Origin of the sequence: Bacillus sp. G402, from assembly GCF_051172515.1 — a bacterium.
GTDB lineage: Bacteria > Bacillota > Bacilli > Bacillales > Bacillaceae > Bacillus > Bacillus altitudinis.
Genome location: NZ_JBPIZC010000002.1, coordinates 110,811 through 131,793 on the forward strand (window position 1 = coordinate 110,811; position 20,983 = coordinate 131,793).

At 41.0% G+C, this 20,983-nt stretch carries 21 protein-coding genes; 14 read left to right on the forward strand and 7 right to left on the reverse strand.

Annotated elements, in window-relative coordinates:
• Window positions 1-153: 153 nt before the first annotated feature.
• Complete coding sequence (locus ACSBQP_RS09215) at window positions 154-1,347, reverse strand: aminotransferase (RefSeq protein WP_008345797.1); 1,194 nt, start codon at window positions 1,345-1,347, stop codon at window positions 154-156.
• Window positions 1,348-1,848 (reverse strand): Lrp/AsnC family transcriptional regulator, encoded by a 501-nt coding sequence (locus ACSBQP_RS09220; protein ID WP_007500517.1) that lies wholly within the window; start codon window positions 1,846-1,848, stop codon window positions 1,348-1,350.
• 178 nt (window positions 1,849-2,026) lie between these two features.
• Here ACSBQP_RS09220 and ACSBQP_RS09225 point away from each other — a divergent pair, with 178 nt between their 5' ends.
• Window positions 2,027-2,851 (forward strand): alpha/beta fold hydrolase, encoded by an 825-nt coding sequence (locus ACSBQP_RS09225; RefSeq protein ID WP_017358960.1) that lies wholly within the window; start codon window positions 2,027-2,029, stop codon window positions 2,849-2,851.
• Here the strand turns inward: ACSBQP_RS09225 and ACSBQP_RS09230 are convergent.
• Window positions 2,848-3,108 (reverse strand): DUF1871 family protein, encoded by a 261-nt coding sequence (locus ACSBQP_RS09230; protein ID WP_025207895.1) that lies wholly within the window; start codon window positions 3,106-3,108, stop codon window positions 2,848-2,850. The two genes, ACSBQP_RS09225 and ACSBQP_RS09230, sit on opposite strands and share 4 nt — an antisense overlap.
• Before the next feature lie 83 nt (window positions 3,109-3,191).
• On the opposite strand from ACSBQP_RS09230, the gene ACSBQP_RS09235 reads away from it, so the two are divergent.
• Window positions 3,192-4,367 carry a MalY/PatB family protein gene (locus tag ACSBQP_RS09235; RefSeq protein ID WP_435028351.1) on the forward strand — a complete coding sequence of 392 codons (1,176 nt, stop codon included), beginning with the start codon at window positions 3,192-3,194 and terminating at the stop codon, window positions 4,365-4,367.
• A 133-nt stretch (window positions 4,368-4,500) separates the two neighbouring features.
• Complete coding sequence (locus ACSBQP_RS09240; protein ID WP_035389243.1) at window positions 4,501-5,793, forward strand: sensor histidine kinase; 1,293 nt, start codon at window positions 4,501-4,503, stop codon at window positions 5,791-5,793.
• On the opposite strand, the gene ACSBQP_RS09245 is transcribed toward ACSBQP_RS09240, so the two are convergent.
• Window positions 5,794-5,970: a hypothetical protein gene (locus ACSBQP_RS09245; protein ID WP_008345810.1), complete on the reverse strand. Its 177-nt coding sequence runs from the start codon at window positions 5,968-5,970 to the stop codon at window positions 5,794-5,796. It abuts the gene before it with no gap.
• A 93-nt stretch (window positions 5,971-6,063) separates the two neighbouring features.
• Here ACSBQP_RS09245 and ACSBQP_RS09250 point away from each other — a divergent pair, with 93 nt between their 5' ends.
• Window positions 6,064-6,456: a kinase-associated lipoprotein B gene (locus ACSBQP_RS09250; protein ID WP_346395587.1), complete on the forward strand. Its 393-nt coding sequence runs from the start codon at window positions 6,064-6,066 to the stop codon at window positions 6,454-6,456.
• Here ACSBQP_RS09250 and kapD read toward each other — a convergent pair.
• The gene (gene kapD, locus ACSBQP_RS09255) at window positions 6,453-7,070 is read right to left on the reverse strand and encodes a 3'-5' exonuclease KapD (RefSeq protein WP_025207898.1); all 618 of its coding nucleotides are present in this window, start codon (window positions 7,068-7,070) and stop codon (window positions 6,453-6,455) included. The two genes, ACSBQP_RS09250 and kapD, sit on opposite strands and share 4 nt — an antisense overlap.
• A 218-nt stretch (window positions 7,071-7,288) precedes the next feature.
• On the opposite strand from kapD, the gene ACSBQP_RS09260 reads away from it, so the two are divergent.
• The 3 genes from ACSBQP_RS09260 to ACSBQP_RS09270 all read left to right on the forward strand — a co-directional run bounded on the left by ACSBQP_RS09260 (window position 7,289) and on the right by ACSBQP_RS09270 (window position 10,906).
• Window positions 7,289-8,467 carry an MFS transporter gene (locus tag ACSBQP_RS09260; RefSeq protein WP_220482436.1) on the forward strand — a complete coding sequence of 393 codons (1,179 nt, stop codon included), beginning with the start codon at window positions 7,289-7,291 and terminating at the stop codon, window positions 8,465-8,467.
• Between the two features lie 108 nt (window positions 8,468-8,575).
• On the forward strand, window positions 8,576-10,477 hold the full coding sequence (locus ACSBQP_RS09265) for a transglycosylase domain-containing protein (protein ID WP_024719722.1): 1,902 nt from the start codon (window positions 8,576-8,578) through the stop codon (window positions 10,475-10,477).
• Between the two features lie 18 nt (window positions 10,478-10,495).
• Entirely contained in the window at window positions 10,496-10,906 is a 411-nt protein-coding gene (locus ACSBQP_RS09270) for a thiol-disulfide oxidoreductase DCC family protein (RefSeq protein ID WP_035389247.1), read from the forward strand.
• A gap of 44 nt (window positions 10,907-10,950) precedes the next feature.
• Here ACSBQP_RS09270 and ACSBQP_RS09275 read toward each other — a convergent pair whose 3' ends face one another.
• Window positions 10,951-11,508 carry a YufK family protein gene (locus tag ACSBQP_RS09275; protein WP_008345822.1) on the reverse strand — a complete coding sequence of 186 codons (558 nt, stop codon included), beginning with the start codon at window positions 11,506-11,508 and terminating at the stop codon, window positions 10,951-10,953.
• Window positions 11,509-11,693: 185 nt separating this feature from the next.
• Between ACSBQP_RS09275 and malK the strand changes: the two genes are divergently transcribed.
• The 7 genes from malK (at window position 11,694) to ACSBQP_RS09310 (ending at window position 20,684) form a co-directional block, all read left to right on the forward strand.
• Window positions 11,694-13,295 (forward strand): malate sensor histidine kinase MalK, encoded by a 1,602-nt coding sequence (gene malK, locus ACSBQP_RS09280; RefSeq protein WP_008345824.1) that lies wholly within the window; start codon window positions 11,694-11,696, stop codon window positions 13,293-13,295.
• Entirely contained in the window at window positions 13,288-13,995 is a 708-nt protein-coding gene (locus ACSBQP_RS09285; protein WP_050826562.1) for a response regulator, read from the forward strand. Before malK ends, ACSBQP_RS09285 begins: the two co-directional genes overlap by 8 nt.
• Before the next feature lie 395 nt (window positions 13,996-14,390).
• A complete protein-coding gene (locus ACSBQP_RS09290; RefSeq protein ID WP_035389251.1) occupies window positions 14,391-15,473 on the forward strand; it encodes a BMP family lipoprotein in 1,083 nt (360 codons plus the stop codon).
• A gap of 159 nt (window positions 15,474-15,632) precedes the next feature.
• Window positions 15,633-17,168 (forward strand): ABC transporter ATP-binding protein, encoded by a 1,536-nt coding sequence (locus ACSBQP_RS09295; protein ID WP_024719725.1) that lies wholly within the window; start codon window positions 15,633-15,635, stop codon window positions 17,166-17,168.
• Window positions 17,161-18,207: an ABC transporter permease gene (locus ACSBQP_RS09300; RefSeq protein ID WP_017367955.1), complete on the forward strand. Its 1,047-nt coding sequence runs from the start codon at window positions 17,161-17,163 to the stop codon at window positions 18,205-18,207. Before ACSBQP_RS09295 ends, ACSBQP_RS09300 begins: the two co-directional genes overlap by 8 nt.
• Window positions 18,208-19,167, forward strand: coding sequence for an ABC transporter permease (locus ACSBQP_RS09305; protein ID WP_052320814.1), 960 nt, complete (start codon window positions 18,208-18,210; stop codon window positions 19,165-19,167).
• Window positions 19,168-19,346: 179 nt separating this feature from the next.
• Entirely contained in the window at window positions 19,347-20,684 is a 1,338-nt protein-coding gene (locus tag ACSBQP_RS09310; protein ID WP_008345838.1) for a 2-hydroxycarboxylate transporter family protein, read from the forward strand.
• Window positions 20,685-20,755: 71 nt separating this feature from the next.
• On the opposite strand, the gene ACSBQP_RS09315 is transcribed toward ACSBQP_RS09310, so the two are convergent.
• Window positions 20,756-20,965: a hypothetical protein gene (locus tag ACSBQP_RS09315; RefSeq protein ID WP_035389253.1), complete on the reverse strand. Its 210-nt coding sequence runs from the start codon at window positions 20,963-20,965 to the stop codon at window positions 20,756-20,758.
• Window positions 20,966-20,983 lie beyond the last annotated feature (18 nt).

The window sequence follows — 20,983 nt, forward strand, 5'->3', positions numbered from 1 at the left end:
TAAAAACTATATCACAGAACGCTCTTTTACGCAAAATATTTTTTAATTGGGTTTAGATCCGTTCAAAAGGGGGAATACCTGAAAACAAGAATGCTTTCTAGTATTCCCCCCCTAATTTGAGAGGCATGAGTCCAGATGGATTGATGCCTTTTTTTATTTTAAGATAGCAGGTGCCTCTTCTTGCACTTGTCTATTCTGCAAAAAACGCTGGATTCTTGAAAGTGATTCCTGCAAGTGATCGAGTGATGATGCATATGAACAGCGAATATGTCCTTCACCACTTGGACCGAATACATTTCCAGGGACAACCGCTACTTTCTCGCTAAGCAGCAGCTCCTCGGCAAATTGTTCTGACGTCATGCCTGTGCTTTTAATGGACGGGAAAGCGTAAAACGCTCCGTTTGGCTGGTGGCAAGTGAGTCCAAGTTCATTGAGAGAGCCGACAAACAAATTACGGCGCCTTCTGTAGCTTTTCTTCATTTTCTCCACATCTTCAAGTCCATTTTTTAATGCTTCTTCTGCGGCATATTGTGCCATAGCTGGTGCACACATCATAGAATATTGATGTATTTTCAGCATGGCATCACGGAGGACTGGCGGTGCTGCCACATATCCTAGGCGCCACCCCGTCATAGCGAACCCTTTTGAAAAACCTGAAATCAAAATCGTTCTTTCCTTCATATCTTGAATCGCCGCTACGCTCGTAAAAGCTTCATCGTACGTCAGCTCTGCATAAATCTCATCTGTGATGATTAAAAGATCATGCTCCTTTGCAAACTGAGCAATATCTTCAAGCTCTTCTTTCGAGTAAACAGACCCTGTTGGGTTTGATGGAGAGCATAGCAAGATGGCTTTTGTTTTCGGCGTCAGCTTCGTACGAAGATCAGCAGAATCGGCTTTAAAATCTTTTTCAGCCGATGTACTTAAATAAACCGGTACACCGCCCGCAAGTGTCGTCAGAGCCCCATATGCGACGAAACAAGGCTCAGGGATGATCACTTCGTCCCCGCTGTTTAAAATGGCGCGAAAGGCCAAATCAAGCGCCTGGCTGCCGCCAACGGTAATAATGAGTTCTTCTTCAGGACTGTACTCAATGTGAAACCGCTTATATAAATAATGACTCAATTCTTTTCGCAAAGAGAGCAGCCCAGCATTTGCTGTATAAGAGGTCAGTCCTTGCTCTAAAGACATAATACTGGCTTCTCTCACATTCCAAGCTGTCACGAAATCCGGTTCGCCGACGCCGAGGGAGATAACCCCTTCCATTGTGGCTGCCAAATCAAAGAATTTCCGAATACCTGACGGCTGAATGCTTTGTACCGTTTCAGATAAATAAGACTTTTTCATTTAAGGAGACACCACGATTCTTTTGTCATCGTCCCCTGTTTCAAAGACTTTCCCATCATGCTTATATCTTTTCAAAATAAAGTGGGTAGTGGTTGAAACAACAGAATCAAGTGTCGATAATTTTTCAGATACGAAGCGGGCGATATCAGACATGGATCTTCCTCTGATCACAACAGATAAATCATACACGCCTGACATTAAATACACGGACTCCACTTCTTGGAACCTGTAAATGCGTTCAGCAATTTCATCAAAACCGACGCCTCTTTTTGGGGTCACTTTCACATCAATCATCGCTGTAACGCCTTCGTGTCCGTCTACTTTTCGCCAGTCAATCATGGTCGAATAATCAATAATGACTTTTTGATCTTCGAGCTTTTGAATAATGGCTTCTGCTTCTTCTGATGTCACACCTGCCATTTTTGCAATTGTATTTAAATCGGCGCGGCTGTTTTCATCTAAAATCTCTAATATTTCAGTTTCTTTTTCGGTTAGTTTCATTGATTTCACACCTCTGATTGTAAAAAGCTAGTTTTAAAAAATCTTCTGAACATTATAGCACGTTTTTCCCATTATGCTAAGCAGGGAAAAGATTCTAATCGTAGCTTAAAATCCACTTTTTAGGGTACAATACAGTCACCTAACAGAGAGTGAGTATCAAATATCGGAGTTGATGAGTGTGGACATTGTACAGCCATCCTATATGAAAAGTAAATTCGGTTTAGATATCTATTACGAACACTATCCAAATGAAGGTAAGAAGACATTGATTTTGATTCACGGTCTTTTCTCATCTACCTTCAGCTATCGAAAGCTCATCCCGCTTCTGAAACAAGACTTCAATTTAATTGCGATTGATCTGCCTCCATTCGGGCAGTCCGAAAAATCAAATACGTTCATTTACAGCTATCGCAACATGGCAAAAATCATCATTGAACTAGCTGGTTATTTGCAGATTCAGCATGCGATCCTCGTGGGGCATTCCATGGGGGGACAAATTGCTTTATATGCTGCCTCTGAGCGTCCCGACCTATTTGAAAAAGCTGTTCTTTTATGCAGTTCAGGGTATATGAATAAGTCCAAAAAGTCGCTTGTTTACAGCACATATATTCCTTATTTTTATCTCTATTTAAAAAGAAAGTTGTTCAAGCAAGGTATTATGAAAAATTTAACCGCTGTTGTGCATGATCATTCGATTATTGATCAAGAGATGGTAGACGGATATTTAAAGCCTTTTTCAGATGACCAAATTTTCAGAGGTATTTTTCGTTTGATTCGGCATAGGGAAGGCGATTTAGCGTCAGATGTCTTAAAGAAAATGGAGACACCTGTCCTGCTGATTTGGGGGGAGGAAGACCGGATCGTTCCTATTCAAATTGGCGAAAGACTGCACAAAGATCTGCCGCATTCAACCTTTCACGCATTAAAAAAAACCGGGCACCTCATCCCTGAGGAAAATCCGGTCTTTGTGTCTGATCAAATTGGTCATTTCAGCCTGTCTTAAAACGAGCAGGAGCTACTTTCTCTTATGATAAAAAGCTGATTTGCGATATGCTGGCAGCTTTCCATCGGAAGAAGCTGATCAAATGAGTGATGGTAAATGGCTTGAATGTCTTTCGCGAAAGATAACGGGTCTTCTGCGTCGTATAAGGCACTGATGACGTCAGCAGGCTCCGTTTCGTAAAAGTCCTCTCCATACTGAAAAGGGTCCCATGCCTTAATGATTTGAATCATCTCTTCTACAGCTTGACTATCTTTCATGGGGATCACCGCTTATAATAAATTTTGTGATGTTTATTTTAGCACAACCAAGAATGGTTGAAAAACGGCTAGAGGTGGGTTTCATGAATTTCGACGAACAGATCATACGTAAAGGTTCAAAATCAGTCAAATGGGATCAAGCAGAGTCTTTGTTCCTGACAACAGATGCGCTGCCAATGTGGGTAGCAGATATGGATTTTAAAGCGCCCCAAGTCGTACTTGATGCTTTAAAAGAACGATTAGATCACGGCGTATTCGGCTATGCATTTCAGGATCAGGATACGCAGCAAGCAGTAGCTGACTGGGTCAAAAGAAGACACGGTTGGACGATAAAAACAGATGCCGTCACCTTCACACCAGGTATCGTGACAGCACTTAGTTTTGCGGTACAAGCCTTTACAGCTCCGAATGATGAAGTGGTCATTCAGTCACCGGTGTATACGCCCTTCTATCAAATGATTGAAAGAAACGGACGTATCGTCTCAACCAACCCTTTAAAAATAGAAAACAACCGTTACATGATGGATTTTGATGATTTAGAGAAGAAATTAAGCAGGCCAGAAGCAAAGCTGATGTTTCTTTGTCATCCGCATAATCCTTCAGGGAGAGCTTGGTCAAAAGAGGAATTAAAGCGTGTAGGAGATTTATGTGTACAGTACGGTGTCACCGTCGTGTCAGATGAAATTCATTCCGATCTGATGCTTTACGGGCAGCCGCATGTGCCTTTTGCCAGCCTTTCTGATGAGATAGCTAACATCACGGTAACGTGTATTGCACCGAGTAAAACATTTAATTTAGCTGGTCTTCAGGCATCTGCCATTATCATTTCTGATGAAGAAAAAAGAACTCTTTTCACCAATGAAGTGCAAAGAAATGGATTGTCTAAACTGAATGCCTTTGCGATTCCTGCCATGGAGGCGGCCTATCGCCACGGAGATGAGTGGCTTGATTCACTTGTTCTTTATCTCGAAAATAATATGAAGATCGCAATGGATTATATTGATGAATATCTGCCGAGCATGCGTTATATGAAACCAGATGCTTCTTATCTATTATGGCTGGATATTCGTGATTATGAGCTCACTCAAGCAGAATTGAAACGTAATCTGCTGAAAAAGGGCAAGGTCATACTAGAGCTCGGAAACGTATATGGGTACGAAGGAGACGGCTTTATTCGAATGAATCTGGGCTGTCCTGCCGGAACAGTGAAAGAAGGTCTGAAGCGCCTTCATCAAGCATTCACTCAATCTTCCGAATAAAACCATTTCTATCAAAAGAACATCCTAACGGGTGTTCTTTTTAAAGAAAAAAACCCTCCTATTATCATATCTACTTTGTACATGAAATGATATAATGAGAGGAATTACAATTATTTACGAGGAGAGCATTTAAATGGAAATGTTCAAGGATTTTCTGCTCCATGTATCTTTTATTCTATTTCCAATCTTTTTATATCATGCACTATGGCTAAGCCGGACCCCTGCTCATTTCCCTAAAACGAATAAACTGCTCATCACCATATTTGCATCCATTTCATCAGCACTATGTATTATGTATCCAGTTGGTTCGATTTTAGATTTGCAGACTGGGCTTCAATCGATTCCCCTTGTACTGGCTATTTTATACGGGGGATATACCGCCGGAATCGTCGCTATCTTAGTAAGTTCAACCGTAAAGTTCGTGATGTATGGCTCTTTTTTATGGGTTGGATTGATTGTTGTACCGATTTACTTTTTCATTCCTTTCCTGCTTTACCGGAAATGGCGCCAATATTCTAAGCAGAGAAAGCTGTTATACGGAGTCATGATTGCGTTATTAAAAGGGATGTTTATTTACATTGGACTGCTTGTGGTCAGCTTAATAGAGTACAGCCCTGCATTCATTATGCAACAAAAGCTGCTCGAATTATTTTTCTCAACTCTTTACTACATATTCTTCCTTGTGCTGAGTATTTATTCCATTGAGTTTGTGAAAGAGAATGCGCAAATGAGAACACAGCTTGTCCAATCAGAGAAACTGACGATTGTGAGTGAACTGGCAGCAAGTGTCGCCCATGAAGTCCGCAATCCACTGACGGTGGTGAGAGGATTTATCCAACTGCTCTTTTCAAGTGACAATACGAAAGAGCCGTCAACCAATAAAGATTATAAAAATCTCGTTTTATCTGAACTTGACCGTGCGCAGGATATTATTACGAGCTATCTTGATATTGCGAAACAAAATTATTATCAAATTGAGTCTCTCAATTTATCTAAATTACTTGAAGAATGTGCATCGCTGATGACATCCTATGCGAATTTTAAGTCGGTCACGATTCATCAATCGATTGAACCAGACTTATACATCCAAGGTGATGAAACGAAAATCAAACAAGTCATGATTAATTTAATCAAAAATGCAATCGAAGCAGCGCCCGAACACGAAGGTAAAATCGAACTGTTTGCTTCAAAAGAAAATCATCGAATCTGCCTTTATTTCGTTGATAACGGTGTAGGCATGTCAGAAAGCCAAATGAAAAAGCTTGGTGAACCCTATTACACATTGAAAAATAAAGGAACAGGGCTTGGGTTGACAGTGACATTTTCCATCATTGAAAATCATCATGGAACGATTCGTTTCAAAAGCTCATTGCAGTCTGGTACAACAGTCACCGTGAAGTTTCCTGAAGATACAAGAAGAAAATGATCAATCCATTTTTTTTGTCCTTTTTTCATCGATCTGCTCCTGCTTCTTAGAAGCACGAACGATCAGACGAAAGCAAATAAATGCAGCAGCAAAGAAAAGCACCGTCGTGATTGCCGCAGGGATATACTCCCTTTTATCTTCAGGAAAATACAGTAGAAAGAATATGATGAACGACATGTTCCGCTCTTCCCCCTTTTGCTCGTTTACTTCACTATATTGGCTAAAAGAAAGGAAATACCTTCTTATGCGAAGGAAATGGAGGAATTTCATATGACAGACATTCAGATTGGACAAATCGTGAAAGGTTTTTACAAAACAGGTGTTTACGTTGGGGAAGTGACAGCCATTAAACCATCTACTTATCTCGTTCAAGTAAAAGCGGTTTTAACACACCCTACTCAAGGTGACCTGCATCATCCAAAAGAAGCGGACGTACCTTTTTTTCAGGAAAGACGGGCTTTGGCCTTTAGGGAACAGACGAACATCCCTCATCATATGGTCAAGCCTTATGATGGCGACATACCTGATTATCAAGTATCACTGAAAGACGCCGTAGACAAATTGAAAAAAGGGCTCAGTGCGGATGATTCCAAGTGGGCTGAAAAATCAAGAGTGTGCCTCTCTTCTCTTGAAAAAGATTATTTTCCAGAAGACGCCCGCTAATCTGCCGAATCAAAAAAGTGAGAGAAGTCAATGAGTTCACCAATTTTGGTTGTTTGCGGATTTTCCACATAGGATCGATCTTTTTCAAAAAGGGTGAACAGCTGATAAGTGGTCATGGCATCATCAAGTGCTTTATGATGCTTACCAGCTCCTTCACTGCCGTACTCCTTAGCTGCTTTCCGAAGTCCTGTGAGTGTTCTATCCCCAAAAAAGGTTTTATATTCAAAAGCCAGATCCCTTTGATTCCCCTTAAAAGGAAAACCAATATGATTGAGCATACAGTTTTGCTTCAGTACCTTCATGTCCATATTTCCCCATGTGATAATCTCACAGTCTTCTCCCCCATCGAGTGACACGAGCTTCTCGATAAACGTCTCAAAAGAAATCCCGCTTTCTACATCCTGCTGCGTAATGCCAAGGAACGATTTACAGCGCTTTGTCAGCTTTGGGAACTTTTTCGGTTTGACATAGCTTGAGAATGTGTCTATGATCGTTTCATTTGATGCTTTGACGACACCGGCTTCAATGATTTCCGGGAAAAAATTTTGCGGATGATATTTCCCATCAGGCATCGTAAATTCAAAATCGACCACAAGCAGCGTCTTCTGTTCCATCAGTCTCACCCCACTTTCTCGTCTGTTTTCCATCCTGCTACTATTATATTAAGACGGACTTTGAAATCACTTCATTTTCGTGAAAATAATGCAGATTCACTATGCCCAACCTATTCATCAGATGAAAGATCGTTTATTTTCCTTTATAATTATTAAGGAACACGAAATAAATAAAGAAGGTGGTCTTTATCACAAACAGGAAGAAAAACTTGTACATCATGTGGTTTGTGAACTTTTTTGTATCTGCCAGCATTACAATGATCGTCCCTTTTTTATCACTTTACATAGAGTCTCTTGATAGCAGTTATTCGAATGAATTTGTTCAAAGATGGAGCGGCTATGTCTTTGGGGTTACGTTTTTAACAGCCTTTCTCATTTCTCCAATTTGGGGACGGATTGGTGACCGGCATGGCTATAAAAAGATTTTGCTCATTAACGGTATTGGGATTGCAACAAGCATTTTATTAATGGGGCTTGTTCAAACCGTTTATCAACTATTTGCGTTAAGGCTTTTCATGGGGCTTGTGACAGGCTTTATTTCGACTTCGATGGCACTGATTTCTGCACAGACCGAAAAGGCAACAGCCGGTAAGACCCTTGGTACGATGCAGATGAGTAATGTCGCCGGAGGGTTATTCGGTCCATTAATGGGTGGATTTATGGCAGACAGTGTCGGATTCATTTATACATTTTTCTTAACAGCTGCTGTCATATATGTGTCAGCGATTGTCATTATCTTCGGTGTGAAAGAACAGCCGATCCGTTCAAAAGAAGCAAAACGGGTTTCTTACTCACGGAAGGATGTCCTTGTCCATATTTTCAAACAGCCTTTACTTGTCGTCACCATGCTGCTCACATTTATTACGCAAGTCGGGAACTTTAGTATTCAGCCGCTTTTAGCCTTGTACATTCATGATTTACACGGCCCAGTCAACCTTGCCTTTTATGCAGGACTGGCGTTTTCTGCAACCGGGCTTGGCAATTTGCTATTTACACGGAAATGGGGAGACCTTGGAGATCGTATTGGTCACGATAAGGTGCTGCTTGCCCTTCTCATCCTCTCCTCCATTTTATTTATCCCGCAAGCGATGGCAGATTCCTACGGGATGTTAGTGATCTTCCGTTTCTTATACGGGATGGCACTAGGCGGCATCATTCCTTGTACGACGGCCTATATTCGCATCAAAGCGCCTGCCTCTATGCAAGGGGAAGTGCTTGGTTACAATGTCAGCTTCCGCTTTCTTGGAAATGTCGTCGGACCCGTCATAGGCGGTATTGTGGCGAGTCATTACGGAATTCCAGCTGTCTTTTATGTTACCGCAGGCATTTTCCTTTTCGGGGCATTATTTTTATGGGCGGTCCGCTCACAATCAAAGACAAAAGAGAGGAGTGTCTGATCCATCATCAGATACTCTTTTCTTCTGTCTAAATGCCTTGTTTACTAGACTTCACGTCTATTCTTTTCTAAAAATAACCTTCTCGTAATCGCAAAAGAATGGTACGATATGGCTAGAAATCCGAAGAAAGTGAGTGACCTCATGTTTCGTGCAATCATTGGATGGTTATTACTTGTTGCCCTCATTCCATTATTTGTTCTGACTTTTTATCTATCAAAGGAAGAAGCCGCAAGTGTAAAACCTGTTAACGAAGTGCTTGATCAAAAAATCAAGCTGGAAAAGGTAGACTTTTCCCAAAACAGTTATATGTATGATCGAGATGGTTCTCTTATCTCTGAGATCGTATCAAACGATGAGAACCGTGTTTTCGTGAAGTACGATAAAATTCCTGATTCCGTCAAGGAGCTGTTCCTCCGATCAGAGGACCGCAACTTTTATGACCATAAAGGCATTGACTTTATGGGCGTGATTCGTGCCCTTGCCGCAAATGTGAAAAACCATGGCATTAGCCAAGGCGCTAGCACCATCACACAACAGTTATCCCGTAATTTATATTTAAGTCATGAACGTTCATTCAGCCGAAAGTTTACAGAACTGCTCTATTCCTATGAGCTCGAGCGAAAATTTACAAAAGAGGAAATTCTCGAAAGCTATTTAAATACGATTTATTTCAGTAACGGGGTTTACGGTGTCGGTTCTGCGGCTAATTACTATTTTGATAAGCCGCTTAGTTCTTTGACGCTTGCACAGATGGCATTTATTTCTGCGATTCCTAACAACCCTACGCTGTATGACCCATTGAAACAATTCAAACATACAAAGAAACGCCAGGAACGGCTGCTTGGTATTTTAGAAAAAGATGGTGTCATTACTAAGAAGCAATACAAAAAAGCAGTGAAAGAAAAAATCAGCTTGTCCTTAAGTGAAAAGAAAAATCTTTACCCTGACTATGTGACATACGCCAATGAAGAATTTACCGATCTGGTGTCTGATCAGGAAGGCTTTACAAAACGATTGAAAAAAGCCAAAACAGCTGGCGCAAAAAAGGCAATTCAAAAAGAATTATCAGAAAAGGTCAGTGCATTGCTTCAAGATGGTGTGAAGATTTATACAGCACTAGACCCTTCCTTACAACAAAGAGCGGTTTATCAGCTCAATGCACAATTGCCTTATCAAGGTGTGGAAGGCGGTTCAGCAGTCATTAACCACCAAACCCATCAAATCGTCGCACTTGCTGGCGGGAAGAATTATAAAAAATTTGATTTCAACTACGCCTATCAAGCGCAAAGACAACCAGGTTCCGCCATTAAGCCGCTGTTAGATTATGGCCCTTATATTGATCAAACCGGTGCCACGGCATCAAGCAAAATCAGTGCCGGCAAGTTTTGCAGTAGCGGATATTGCCCGCAAAACTATAATCATAAAACGTATGGAACTGTAACACTTGAAACAGCCTTTAAGAACTCTTACAATACACCAGCGATTCGTATGCTTGATACAGTCGGTGTCAAAAAAGGCTTCAGCTATTTAGAAAAGTTTTCATTCGAACATATTGTCGCAGATGATTACCGTCTCCCTTCTGCACTTGGAGGATTTACAAAAGGCTTCTCGCCGCTAGAAATAACCGATGCATATACCGTGTTTGGCAATCAAGGTGCCTATACGCGAAATCACTCCATTACAAAGGTCACAGACTTAAACGGCAAAACCCTTTACAAGTGGAAAGAGTCGCCGAAGCAAATCTATTCTCAGCGTACAAATGAAACAATGCGCAAGCTGCTTGCCTCTGTTGTGAAAAGTGGAACAGGGAAAAAGGCGAATTTCAATTCTCCTTACATTGGGGGGAAAACAGGGACATCCAATGACTACAAAGACATTTGGTTTGTTGGCCTGACAGATCAATACACAATGGGTGTATGGGTCGGAAGAGATAGAGGAACCGTTGAATCGATTTATAGTTCAAGCCCGCACTTACGTATTTGGAAACAAACTATGCAATACGCTAGATAAACAGGAGGATTGATTGCAATGCATTCAACACAACCCTCTCACTTCATTTTATTTGACGGTGTCTGCAACGTGTGCAGTGGTGCTGTTCAGTTTATCATCAAGCGCGACCCGAATGAGCGGATGATGTTTGCTTCTTTACAATCAGATACAGGGCAGCGTGTTTTAAAAGAAAACGGCTTGCCTTTAGATGAGTTCAATTCATTCATTTATATTGAAAATGGGACACTTTATATGAAGTCAACAGGCATCTTAAAAGCCGCACGGCATTTAAAAGGGATATACAGATGGAGCTATTTACTCCTCGCGATCCCTCGTCCAATCCGTGACTGGTTTTATCAGCTCATTGCAAAGAATCGCTACAAATGGTTTGGTCAAAAAACATCCTGTATGATGCCTACACCAGAAATTCAGAAGCGGTTTCTTCCATAAAAAAAAGCATCCTCCATCATCGGAGGATGCTTTCTTTCGTCTGATTAAGCTGGCAGACTCGCCATCACACTGTTATAAAGCTTAATAAATAAGTACAAAATGCCGATCAAAAACGTGGCCCAAAACAGCAGAATAAACATCATAAACCCAATTAAATTCAGCATGGAAAGTGATTGATAAATGCGTACCACAACCCAGATAAAATAGACGAGACTTGCTAAAACAAAAAGTCCAACAAGCAGAATGAGCTGCTGCGTCAATAGAAATGCAAGTAAGCTGGCAAACAAATAGACAACCGATGCAATCCGAATTTTCTTTAAGTTCTCCCCTTCAGGGTCCTTTGCAAAAAAGAGCAGCGCCAACTCTAACACCGTATCTGCAATGAGTTTTAAAGCAGATAAAATCATAAAATAAACAAGTGCAAATGCGGCAAATAAAGCAAGACGAATGCCCTGTTCAGAGAAAAATTCCAGCATTCCTTTTAAAATTCCTGCTTGGGTCAAGAAGTCAGTCGTGATACCTACTGTAAAAATAGAAAAGGCAGAGCTGAATAGCAAAATCGAAATCAGCGGAAAATATCCAGTCAAATATGTATTTTTCATAAATAGATCCTTTCTCATAAGCTCATTTTTATTATGGCTCACTTAAAACGGATTGACAAGATGCTTTCCAAGTAAACTGGAATCTAAATCAAATTTGTGATTTTGCACGTACATTCCTTCACAAACTTACATTTTCCCGTTAAAGTATTACTATTACGAAAAAATTGCGCGTTAGGGGTATACTCGTGAAAAAAACTTTAAGACTGCAAACACGGCTGACGATCTTTGTCTGTATTGTTGTCCTGATCTCCCTCTGTATCACATTCTTTACGATCTGGTCAGAAACAGCCAAAAATATTCATCAGCAGGAACGTGACATTGCCCTCTCTACTGCCAAAATGGTCGCAGAGGCTCCGATCACAGCGAAATCATTGGAAAAAGATCAATCATATACAGCACTACGGAAATATACAACCAATGTGCAGCGTATCACCAAAACCGAATTCGTTGTCGTCATGGATATGAACGGTATCCGCAAAACACATCCGAATCCGCAAAAGATTGGGAAGCGATTTGCTGGCGGTGATGAAAAACCGGCATTACAGGGTAAAGAACATATTAGTACCGCATCTGGAACACTTGGCAAGTCCATGCGTGCCTTTGTTCCTGTTTATAACCAAGATGGCAAGCAGCTCGGGGCTGTGGCAGTTGGGATTACATTAAAGGAAATTGATTTAATTATTCATCAAAGCCTGCTCCCGCTCTACTTTGTCACATCGCTTAGCCTTTTATCTGGCATTATCGGCGCACTCATTGTGGCACGTAAAGTAAAGAAGATTATGTTTGGACTAGAGCCAGATGAAATTGCCACCTTATTAAAAGAACGAAGCGCTATGCTAGAGTCAACAAAAGAAGGCATTCTTGCCGTCGATCAGCACGGTAAAATCAAGCTGGCAAATGCAGAAGCTAAACGCCTTTTTCATAATATGGGCATTATGGTTGACCCTAGAGAACAAGATGTACAGGCCCTTCTACCTTCAAGCGGCTTAAAGCAAGTAATCGAAACACGGAAACCGCTGCTTGATCGCGATGTCAGAATGAACGGACTGGAGCTGGTCTTTAATGAGGTTCCGATTACGGTAAAAGGAGAAATTGTCGGAGCGATCGCAACCTTCCGTGACAAAACAGAAGTCAAACACCTGGCTGAGCAGCTGAGCGGGGTGAAGATGTATGCCAATGCACTTCGTGCCCAGTCACACGAATTTATGAACAAGCTCCATGTCATTTTAGGATTGGTCCAGCTGAAGAACTATGATGACCTTGGCACCTATATTAAAGATATTGCGATTTATCAGCAGACAGAAACAAATGAAATCATCAACCATGTGAAAAACTCTGTCTTAGCCGGGTTTTTACTAGGAAAACAAAGCTACATCAGAGAACAAGGCGCAGCTTTAGAAGTCAATTGCAGTACACAAGTACCAAACTCGGAGGACCCAGCAGTCACACATGACCTTATTACGGTCATCGGTAATCTGTTAAATAACGCACTCGATGCCGTTTCCCATACAGAGAACAAAAATATCTCCATCTCATTCAGATATGTCCAAGAGCAGCTTCATATTGAAATTACAGACACAGGGGTCGGTCTGACAAAAGAAGAACAGGACATTATGTTTGATCAAGGCTTTTCAACAAAAGGAGAAGACAGAGGATTTGGCCTTTACTTTGTTGACCAAAGCATCAAAAAACTGAACGGACATATGATCGTCACAAGCGAAAAAGGAGAAGGAACGACCTTTAGTCTCCGTATTCCATATAAACAAAAGGAGGATTCACATGATTAATGTGTTGATCGTAGAAGATGACCCAATGGTCGGGGAGCTGAATAAACGCTACTTGACCCAAATAGAAGGATTTGAATTAAAAGGGATTGCCACCTCATTTCAGAAGGCACTAGACATCTTAAAATCAGAAATCATTCACCTTGTATTGCTTGATATTTATATGCCTGGACAAAATGGGCTTGCCCTATTATCAGAAATTCGTCAGCAAAATCATTCCGTTGACGTCATCGTCATTTCAGCTGCAAATGAAGTGGATGTCGTACAGCAAACGATGCGGAACGGAGCTGTCGACTATTTAATCAAACCTTTTGAGTTCGAACGCTTCCAATCAGCACTGGCAGAATATAAAAGAAAACATGCCCTATACCAAACGATGAACAGCATCTCGCAAAATGATTTAGACGCGAAGCTTTTTCATAAAAAAGCAGAGGCGGAAAAAGTCCTGCTGCCAAAAGGCCTGACGAAGAGCACACTCAAACTCATCTGGACAAGCATTCAATCATTCGGTCAGCAGGCTTTCACGACCGAAGACCTAGCCAATCATACTGAAATCTCCCAAGTTTCGATTAGAAAATATTTGAAATTTCTTGAGGATATCGAAGTGGTTGATGTGGAGATGGCATACGGGACAATCGGCCGCCCTGTTTTCCAATATAAACTGAATACAAGCAACATGAATTTGATACAGCAATATCTTTAATTTGACACATCTGACCTTTCACAAAGGCCAGATGTTTTTTTATGGCATACGATGTCACAACCCCCTTGATATCAGCGGTTTCACTGTAGTAGAGCACATCATAAAAGCGGCATTATATCATATTTCAGCACATAAAAAGACATCGAATTTAGCCTTTTAACATTTTTTTAAAAATAAAACAAATTTCTATTTATTTATTCGATGGGAAATGATAAATTATGATTGATTAGTTCAACGAGATATAAGTCTGATGTCTTACATCTTCTCTCCTGTTTCCATCAATTTTAAAAGAATGCAGGATAAAATACCCTTTTCACAAGGATAGGAGAAGGCAAGAGTCGGTCTTTTTTCGCGAGACTTTTCTGAAACTTTTAAATTTTATAGGGGGTTATGTTTTGAAGAAGCGCAAAATTGGACTTGCATTGTCCTTAGTCGTAGCAGCAGGAACCATCCTTGGAGCATGCGGCAACTCTGGCTCAAACAGCGGTGAAAACAAAAAAGATAAAGATCAATTCACTGTTGCAATGGTAACTGATGTCGGTGGTGTCGATGACAAATCGTTTAACCAATCTGCTTGGGAAGGTTTACAAGCATTTGGGAAAGACAACAATTTAACAAAAGGTAAAAACGGCTTTGATTACTTACAATCTAAATCAGACGCTGACTATACAACAAACTTAAACACACTTGCTCGTGAGAAATTTGATTTGATTTACGGAATTGGTTTCTTAATGCAAGATTCTATTACTGAAATTGCGAATCAACGTAAGAAAAACCACTTTGCCATCGTTGATGCAGTTGTAAAAAAAGACAACGTAGCAAGCATTACATTTAACGAAAACGAAGGTTCATTCCTTGTAGGTGTTGCAGCGGCTCTTTCTACAAAATCAAACAAAATTGGTTTTGTTGGCGGCGTTGATTCTGAATTAATCAGAAAATTCGAAGTTGGTTTCCGTGCAGGCGTTGAAGCAGCTAATCCAAAAGCAAAAGTTGAAGTGAAATATGCTGGGGCATTCGATAAAGCAGACATCGGTAAAGCAACAGCTGAAAGTATGTACAAATCTGGCGTTGACGTCATTTACCACGCAGCAGGCGGAACTGGAACTGGTGTCTTCACAGAAGCGAAAAACCTGAAAAAAGCTGATCCTGACCGCAAAGTGTGGGTCATTGGTGTCGATAAAGACCAGTATGACGAAGGTAAAGTACCTGGAACAAAACAAAGTGTCACTCTTACTTCTATGATTAAGAAAGTAGACACAGCGGTACAAGACTTAACAACAAAAGCAAAAGAAGGTAAATTCCCTGGTGGCGAAGTCATCACGTACGGTCTGAAAGAAGGCGGCGTTGACATCTCTCCATCTCAAGAGAATCTTGATAAAGATGTATTGAAGAAAATCGAAGAATGGAAACAAAAAATCATCAAGGGTGAAGTGAAAATCCCTGCAACACGTGATGAACTAAAAGATTTTAAAGCTTAATTTGTGCATCGGGATAAGCACGCCTTATCCCCTTGCCTCTCCTTTACCTCCTCTTTATTCGTAAAAGGTGGTAAAAGAAAAGCTGCAGCCTTGTTTTGCAGCTTTTCTTTTGCTAGTTTTTATCTTCATCAGCACCCTAAAAAAGGAGCGGTTAAACCTGTGGATTATGTCATTGAAATGTTGAATATACGCAAAGAATTCCCTGGCATTGTAGCAAATGATAACATTACGCTGCAGCTAAAAAAGGGCGAAATTCATGCGCTGCTTGGTGAAAACGGCGCTGGAAAATCAACGCTTATGAACGTGCTTTTCGGACTGTATCAGCCTGAAAAAGGTGAAATCAAGGTACACGGAAAACCGGTTACAATCTCAAGTCCAAATGATGCAAGTGATTTAGGCATTGGAATGGTCCATCAGCATTTTATGCTAGTTGATACATTTACTGTGGCTGAAAACATCATTTTAGGAAAAGAGCCAAAGAAATTTGGAAAGATTGACAAAGAACAAGCCATTCAGCAAGTGCAGGAACTTTCTGACCGTTATGGACTAAAAATAGACCCTGCGGCTAAAGTATCTGACATCTCAGTCGGTATGCAGCAGCGAGCAGAAATCTTAAAAACACTATACCGCGGCGCTGACATCTTGATCTTCGACGAACCAACAGCCGTCTTAACACCTCAAGAAATAAAAGAACTCATACAAATTATGAAAAACTTAATCAATGAAGGCAAATCCATTATTTTAATTACCCACAAGCTTAAAGAAATTATGGATGCCTGTCATCGTGTGACCATTATCCGAAAAGGGCAAGGTATTCGTACACTTGATGTGGAACACACAAACAAAGACGAGCTTGCCAGTTTAATGGTCGGCCGCGAAGTCTCATTTAAAACAGACAAAAAAGCAGCCTCCCCTGCTGAAGAAGTCTTGCAAATTCAAGATCTCACTGTCAAAGATGCGCGAGGAATTGAAGCTGTGAAACAACTCAATTTATCAGTGAAAGCCGGTGAGATTGTCGGAATTGCGGGTGTAGACGGAAATGGTCAATCTGAATTAATTGAAGCCATTACAGGTCTGAAAAAATCCGAATCTGGCACGATCATGCTAAACGGGAAAGCCATTCAAAATCTCCCGCCTCGTAAGGTCACAGAATCTGGTATCGGACATATTCCTCAAGACCGTCATAAGCACGGACTTGTCCTTGATTTTTCAATTGGAGAAAATATTTCCTTACAAACGTATTATCAGCGTCCATATTCGAAGTTTGGCTTGATGAATATGAAAAATATTTATCAAAAAGCAAAACAAATCATTGCTGAATACGACGTACGGACGCCTAGTGAATATACAGAAGCACGTGCGCTATCAGGCGGTAACCAGCAAAAAGCCATTATTGGCCGTGAAGTGGACCGAAATCCTGATTTATTAATTGCCGCACAGCCGACACGTGGACTTGATGTCGGAGCCATTGAGTTTGTTCATAAACGTCTGATTGAACAAAGGGATTCAGGCAAAGCTGTTCTGCTCATATCCTTTGAGCTTGATGAAATTATCAATGTCAGTGATAAGATTGCTGTGATTTTCGAAGGCAGCATTATTGCCATTGTGGATCCAAAAGAAACAACAGAGCAAGAACTTGGTCTGTTAATGGCTGGAAGTACGCAACAGGAAGTGGGGAAAGAAGCAAATGTCTAATCGCTTAACAAATCTGCTGATTCCGCTTATCGCCATTGTACTTGGTCTTTTCGTTGGGGCCATCATTATGCTGGCAAGCGGTTATAGTGTCATCGAAGGTTATAGCGCCCTTTGGAATGGCGTCTTCGGTGAAACGTATTATATGGGAGAAACCATCCGACAAGTCACGCCTTATATTTTATCAGGACTTGCTGTTGCCTTTGCATTTCGGACGGGCCTCTTTAATATCGGGGTAGAAGGTCAAATGCTGATTGGCTGGGTTGCTGCTGTATGGATCGGCACAACTGTCCATGCCCCTATGTATATCCATTTGCCTCTTGCACTGATCACAGCAGCAGCTGCTGGTGCACTATGGGGCTTTATTCCCGGATTTTTAAAAGCTCGTTTTTACGTACATGAAGTCATTGTCACCATCATGATGAACTACATTGCCCTTCATGTCACAAATTATTTAATCTCAAATGTCTTAACAAACAATAAAGATAAAACAGAAAAAATTGATGCAACAGCTTCCCTTCGATCTGGTTTTTTTGAGCAGATCACTGATTTCTCTAGAATGCATAATGGGATTTTTGTTGCCATTATTGCGGCTGTTGTCATGTGGGTTATTATCCAGAAAACCTCTAAAGGGTTTGAATTACGCGCAGTTGGGATGAACCAGCAGGCCTCTCATTATGCTGGGATGAACGTTCGACGCAACATCATTTATGCGATGCTCATTTCTGGTGCCTTTGCAGGTCTTGCAGGTGCGATGGAAGGACTCGGAACATTTGAATATGCTTCGATTAAAGGATCATTCACTGGCGTTGGTTTTGATGGAATCGCTGTTGCCTTATTAGGCGGAAACACAGCTATTGGTGTCGTCTTAGCGGCATTATTGCTTGGTGGATTGAAAGTCGGTGCTTTAAACATGCCGCTTGAATCTGGCGTACCGACTGAGGTCGTTGATATTGTGATTGCGATCATTATTCTTTTCGTTGCCTCAAGCTATATCATCCGTCTTGTCATTCAACAATTGAAGAAAAAGGGGGGAAAATAAGTGGGATTTCTGCAAATTCTTGAAATCATCGTCCCGGCTACACTTGTATATGCTGCACCACTTATTTTAACCGCTCTTGGAGGCGTCTTTTCAGAAAGATCAGGTGTCGTCAATATCGGTCTTGAAGGTTTGATGGTCGTCGGAGCATTTTCTAGTATTATTTTTAACTTAATGTTTGCTGATACGTTTGGTGCCTTGACCCCGTGGCTCGGTCTACTTGTTGGTATGGCCATTGGCGGCGTGTTCTCACTCATTCACGCTGTTGCCACTATTACGTTCAGAGCAGATCAAACGGTCAGTGGTGTTGCGATTAACATGCTTGCCCTTGGTGCTACGCTGTTTGTTGTCAAACTGATTTATGGAAAAGCACAAACGGATAAAATTACAGAACCTTTCTATAAAGGAGATATTCCCCTTTTAAGTGATATTCCGATCATTGGTGATATTTTCTTCAAAGATGTGTATTATACGTCCATTCTCGCATTGGTTCTTGCGGTTGTCGCTTGGTTTGTTTTATTTAAAATGCCGTTTGGCTTACGACTTCGTGCAGTCGGAGAGCATCCAATGGCAGCTGATACAATGGGAATCAAGGTATACCAGATGCGCTATATTGGCGTCTTCATTAGTGGTCTATTTGGCGGTCTTGGCGGAGCTGTGTATGCATCGACCATCGCTCTTGACTTCTCACACGCCACCATTACAGGACAAGGCTTCATTGCGTTAGCCGCCCTTGTTTTCGGGAAATGGCACCCATTTGGCGCTATGGGCGCTGCTTTATTCTTTGGATTTGCACAAAGCTTAAGCATCATTGGCTCTCTGCTTCCGCTGTTTCAAGATATCCCGAACGTGTACATGCTCATTGCACCATATGTGCTGACGATCCTAGCTCTTACTGGCTTCATTGGACGAGCAGACGCACCAAAAGCACTTGGTACCCCTTATTTAAAAGGAAAACGATAAATAAATACCATGTATGATCAATCCCCTGAAGGACAAACTATCTTCAGGGGATTTTTGTATGATAAAAACGACAAAACCCCCGTTTATTTTACTTTTATTACACTTAATTTAGTTTAATAAATAGATGAGTGTCACAGAATCTTCTACAATTGAGACAAATAGCATTTGGGGGTGTTTATGTGGCTAATACACAACAATTGAAATCGATTACAAACGATTCTGACAATAATAAAAGCGTTTTCCGAAAAATTCTTTCTTGGAAAATTGGTGTTATTGATCTACCTGTGTATATAGTACTTGCAGCGATTATTTTAACTGCCGCTTATTTTAATAAAATTCCAGCAAATATGCTTGGTGGTTTCGCTGTTATTATGATTTTGGGGATTTTCCTAGGAGATGTAGGACAACGTATTCCAATCTTAAAAGATATTGGTGGACCGGCGATTCTTTCTTTATTCGTACCATCGTTCCTGGTCTTTTTTCATGTTCTGAATCCAAACTCGTTGGAAGCGGTTACGTCTCTGATGAAAACGTCGAACTTCCTATACTTCTATATATCTGCTCTTGTAGTAGGTAGTATTCTTGGGATGCAACGAACTGTTTTAGTACAAGGCCTTATTCGTATGTTTGTTCCTCTTGTTGCAGGTACAATTACAGCTGTAGCTGCTGGAATTCTAGTGGGTCTTCTAGTTGGTTACACACCGCATCATTCGTTCTTCTTTATCATTGTACCGATTATTGCCGGTGGTGTCGGTGAAGGAATATTGCCATTATCAATTGCTTATTCACAAATTCTTGGTGTATCAGCAGAGTCATTAATTTCTCAATTGATTCCGGCTGCTGTTATTGGGAACGTCATTGCCATCATTTGTGCTGGCGCAATGAAAAAGCTTGGTGAAAAACGTCCTGAACTAAACGGGAATGGACGACTTGTTAAATCAAAAGAAGCAAATGAAATCTTTGAACAGCCTGAAATGGATACTAAAGTTGACTTCAGCTTAATGGGTGCAGGTGTGCTTGTTGCATGTACAACTTTTATCTTTGGCGGCTTATTAGAAAGTTTTGTTCATATTCCAGGTCCAATCTTAATGATTGTTCTTGCTGCATTAATCAAATACTTAAACGTGATGCCTCAGCATTTGCAAAACGGCTCACAGCAGTTCTACAAGTTTGTATCGAAAAGCTTTACATGGCCTCTAATGGTTGGTTTAGGAATTCTATACATTCCACTTGATGATGTGGCCACTGTTATTTCGATTCCTTTCGTATGTGTATGTATTGCTGTTGTTCTAGGCATGGTTGGTTCTGGTTACTTTGTTGGTAAATTCATGAACATGTATCCAGTTGAATCTGCCATTGTGACTGGCTGTCACAGTGGATTAGGCGGTACTGGTGACGTTGCAATTCTTTCAGCTTCTGGAAGAATGGGCCTTATGCCTTTCGCTCAAGTCTCTACACGTCTTGGCGGAGCAGCAACCGTTATTTGCGCAACAATCTTACTCAGAATGTTTACTTAAAAAAGAAACAAAAAGCATGTCCTTTTCGTAAGGGACATGCTTTTTTTATATTTCTTTTCTCCCATACATCCTCATTCATCAGCCAATACAATTCGTAAATATTCCCGAGGCTGAAAAGGATACTGTTTCGCCTGAGGATAGGTCATATGGAGGAGTTGTTCGGAAAATAGCGGCCATTCACTCCCGGCCTGCCACCTTTTTTGATCATTTCGTTCAATCAAGAATGCTCCTCCTAAAATCGTGCAGAATATGCTTAAGCTGATGGTGATCTTTCGTTTCATTTGATCAGCTCCTTTAAG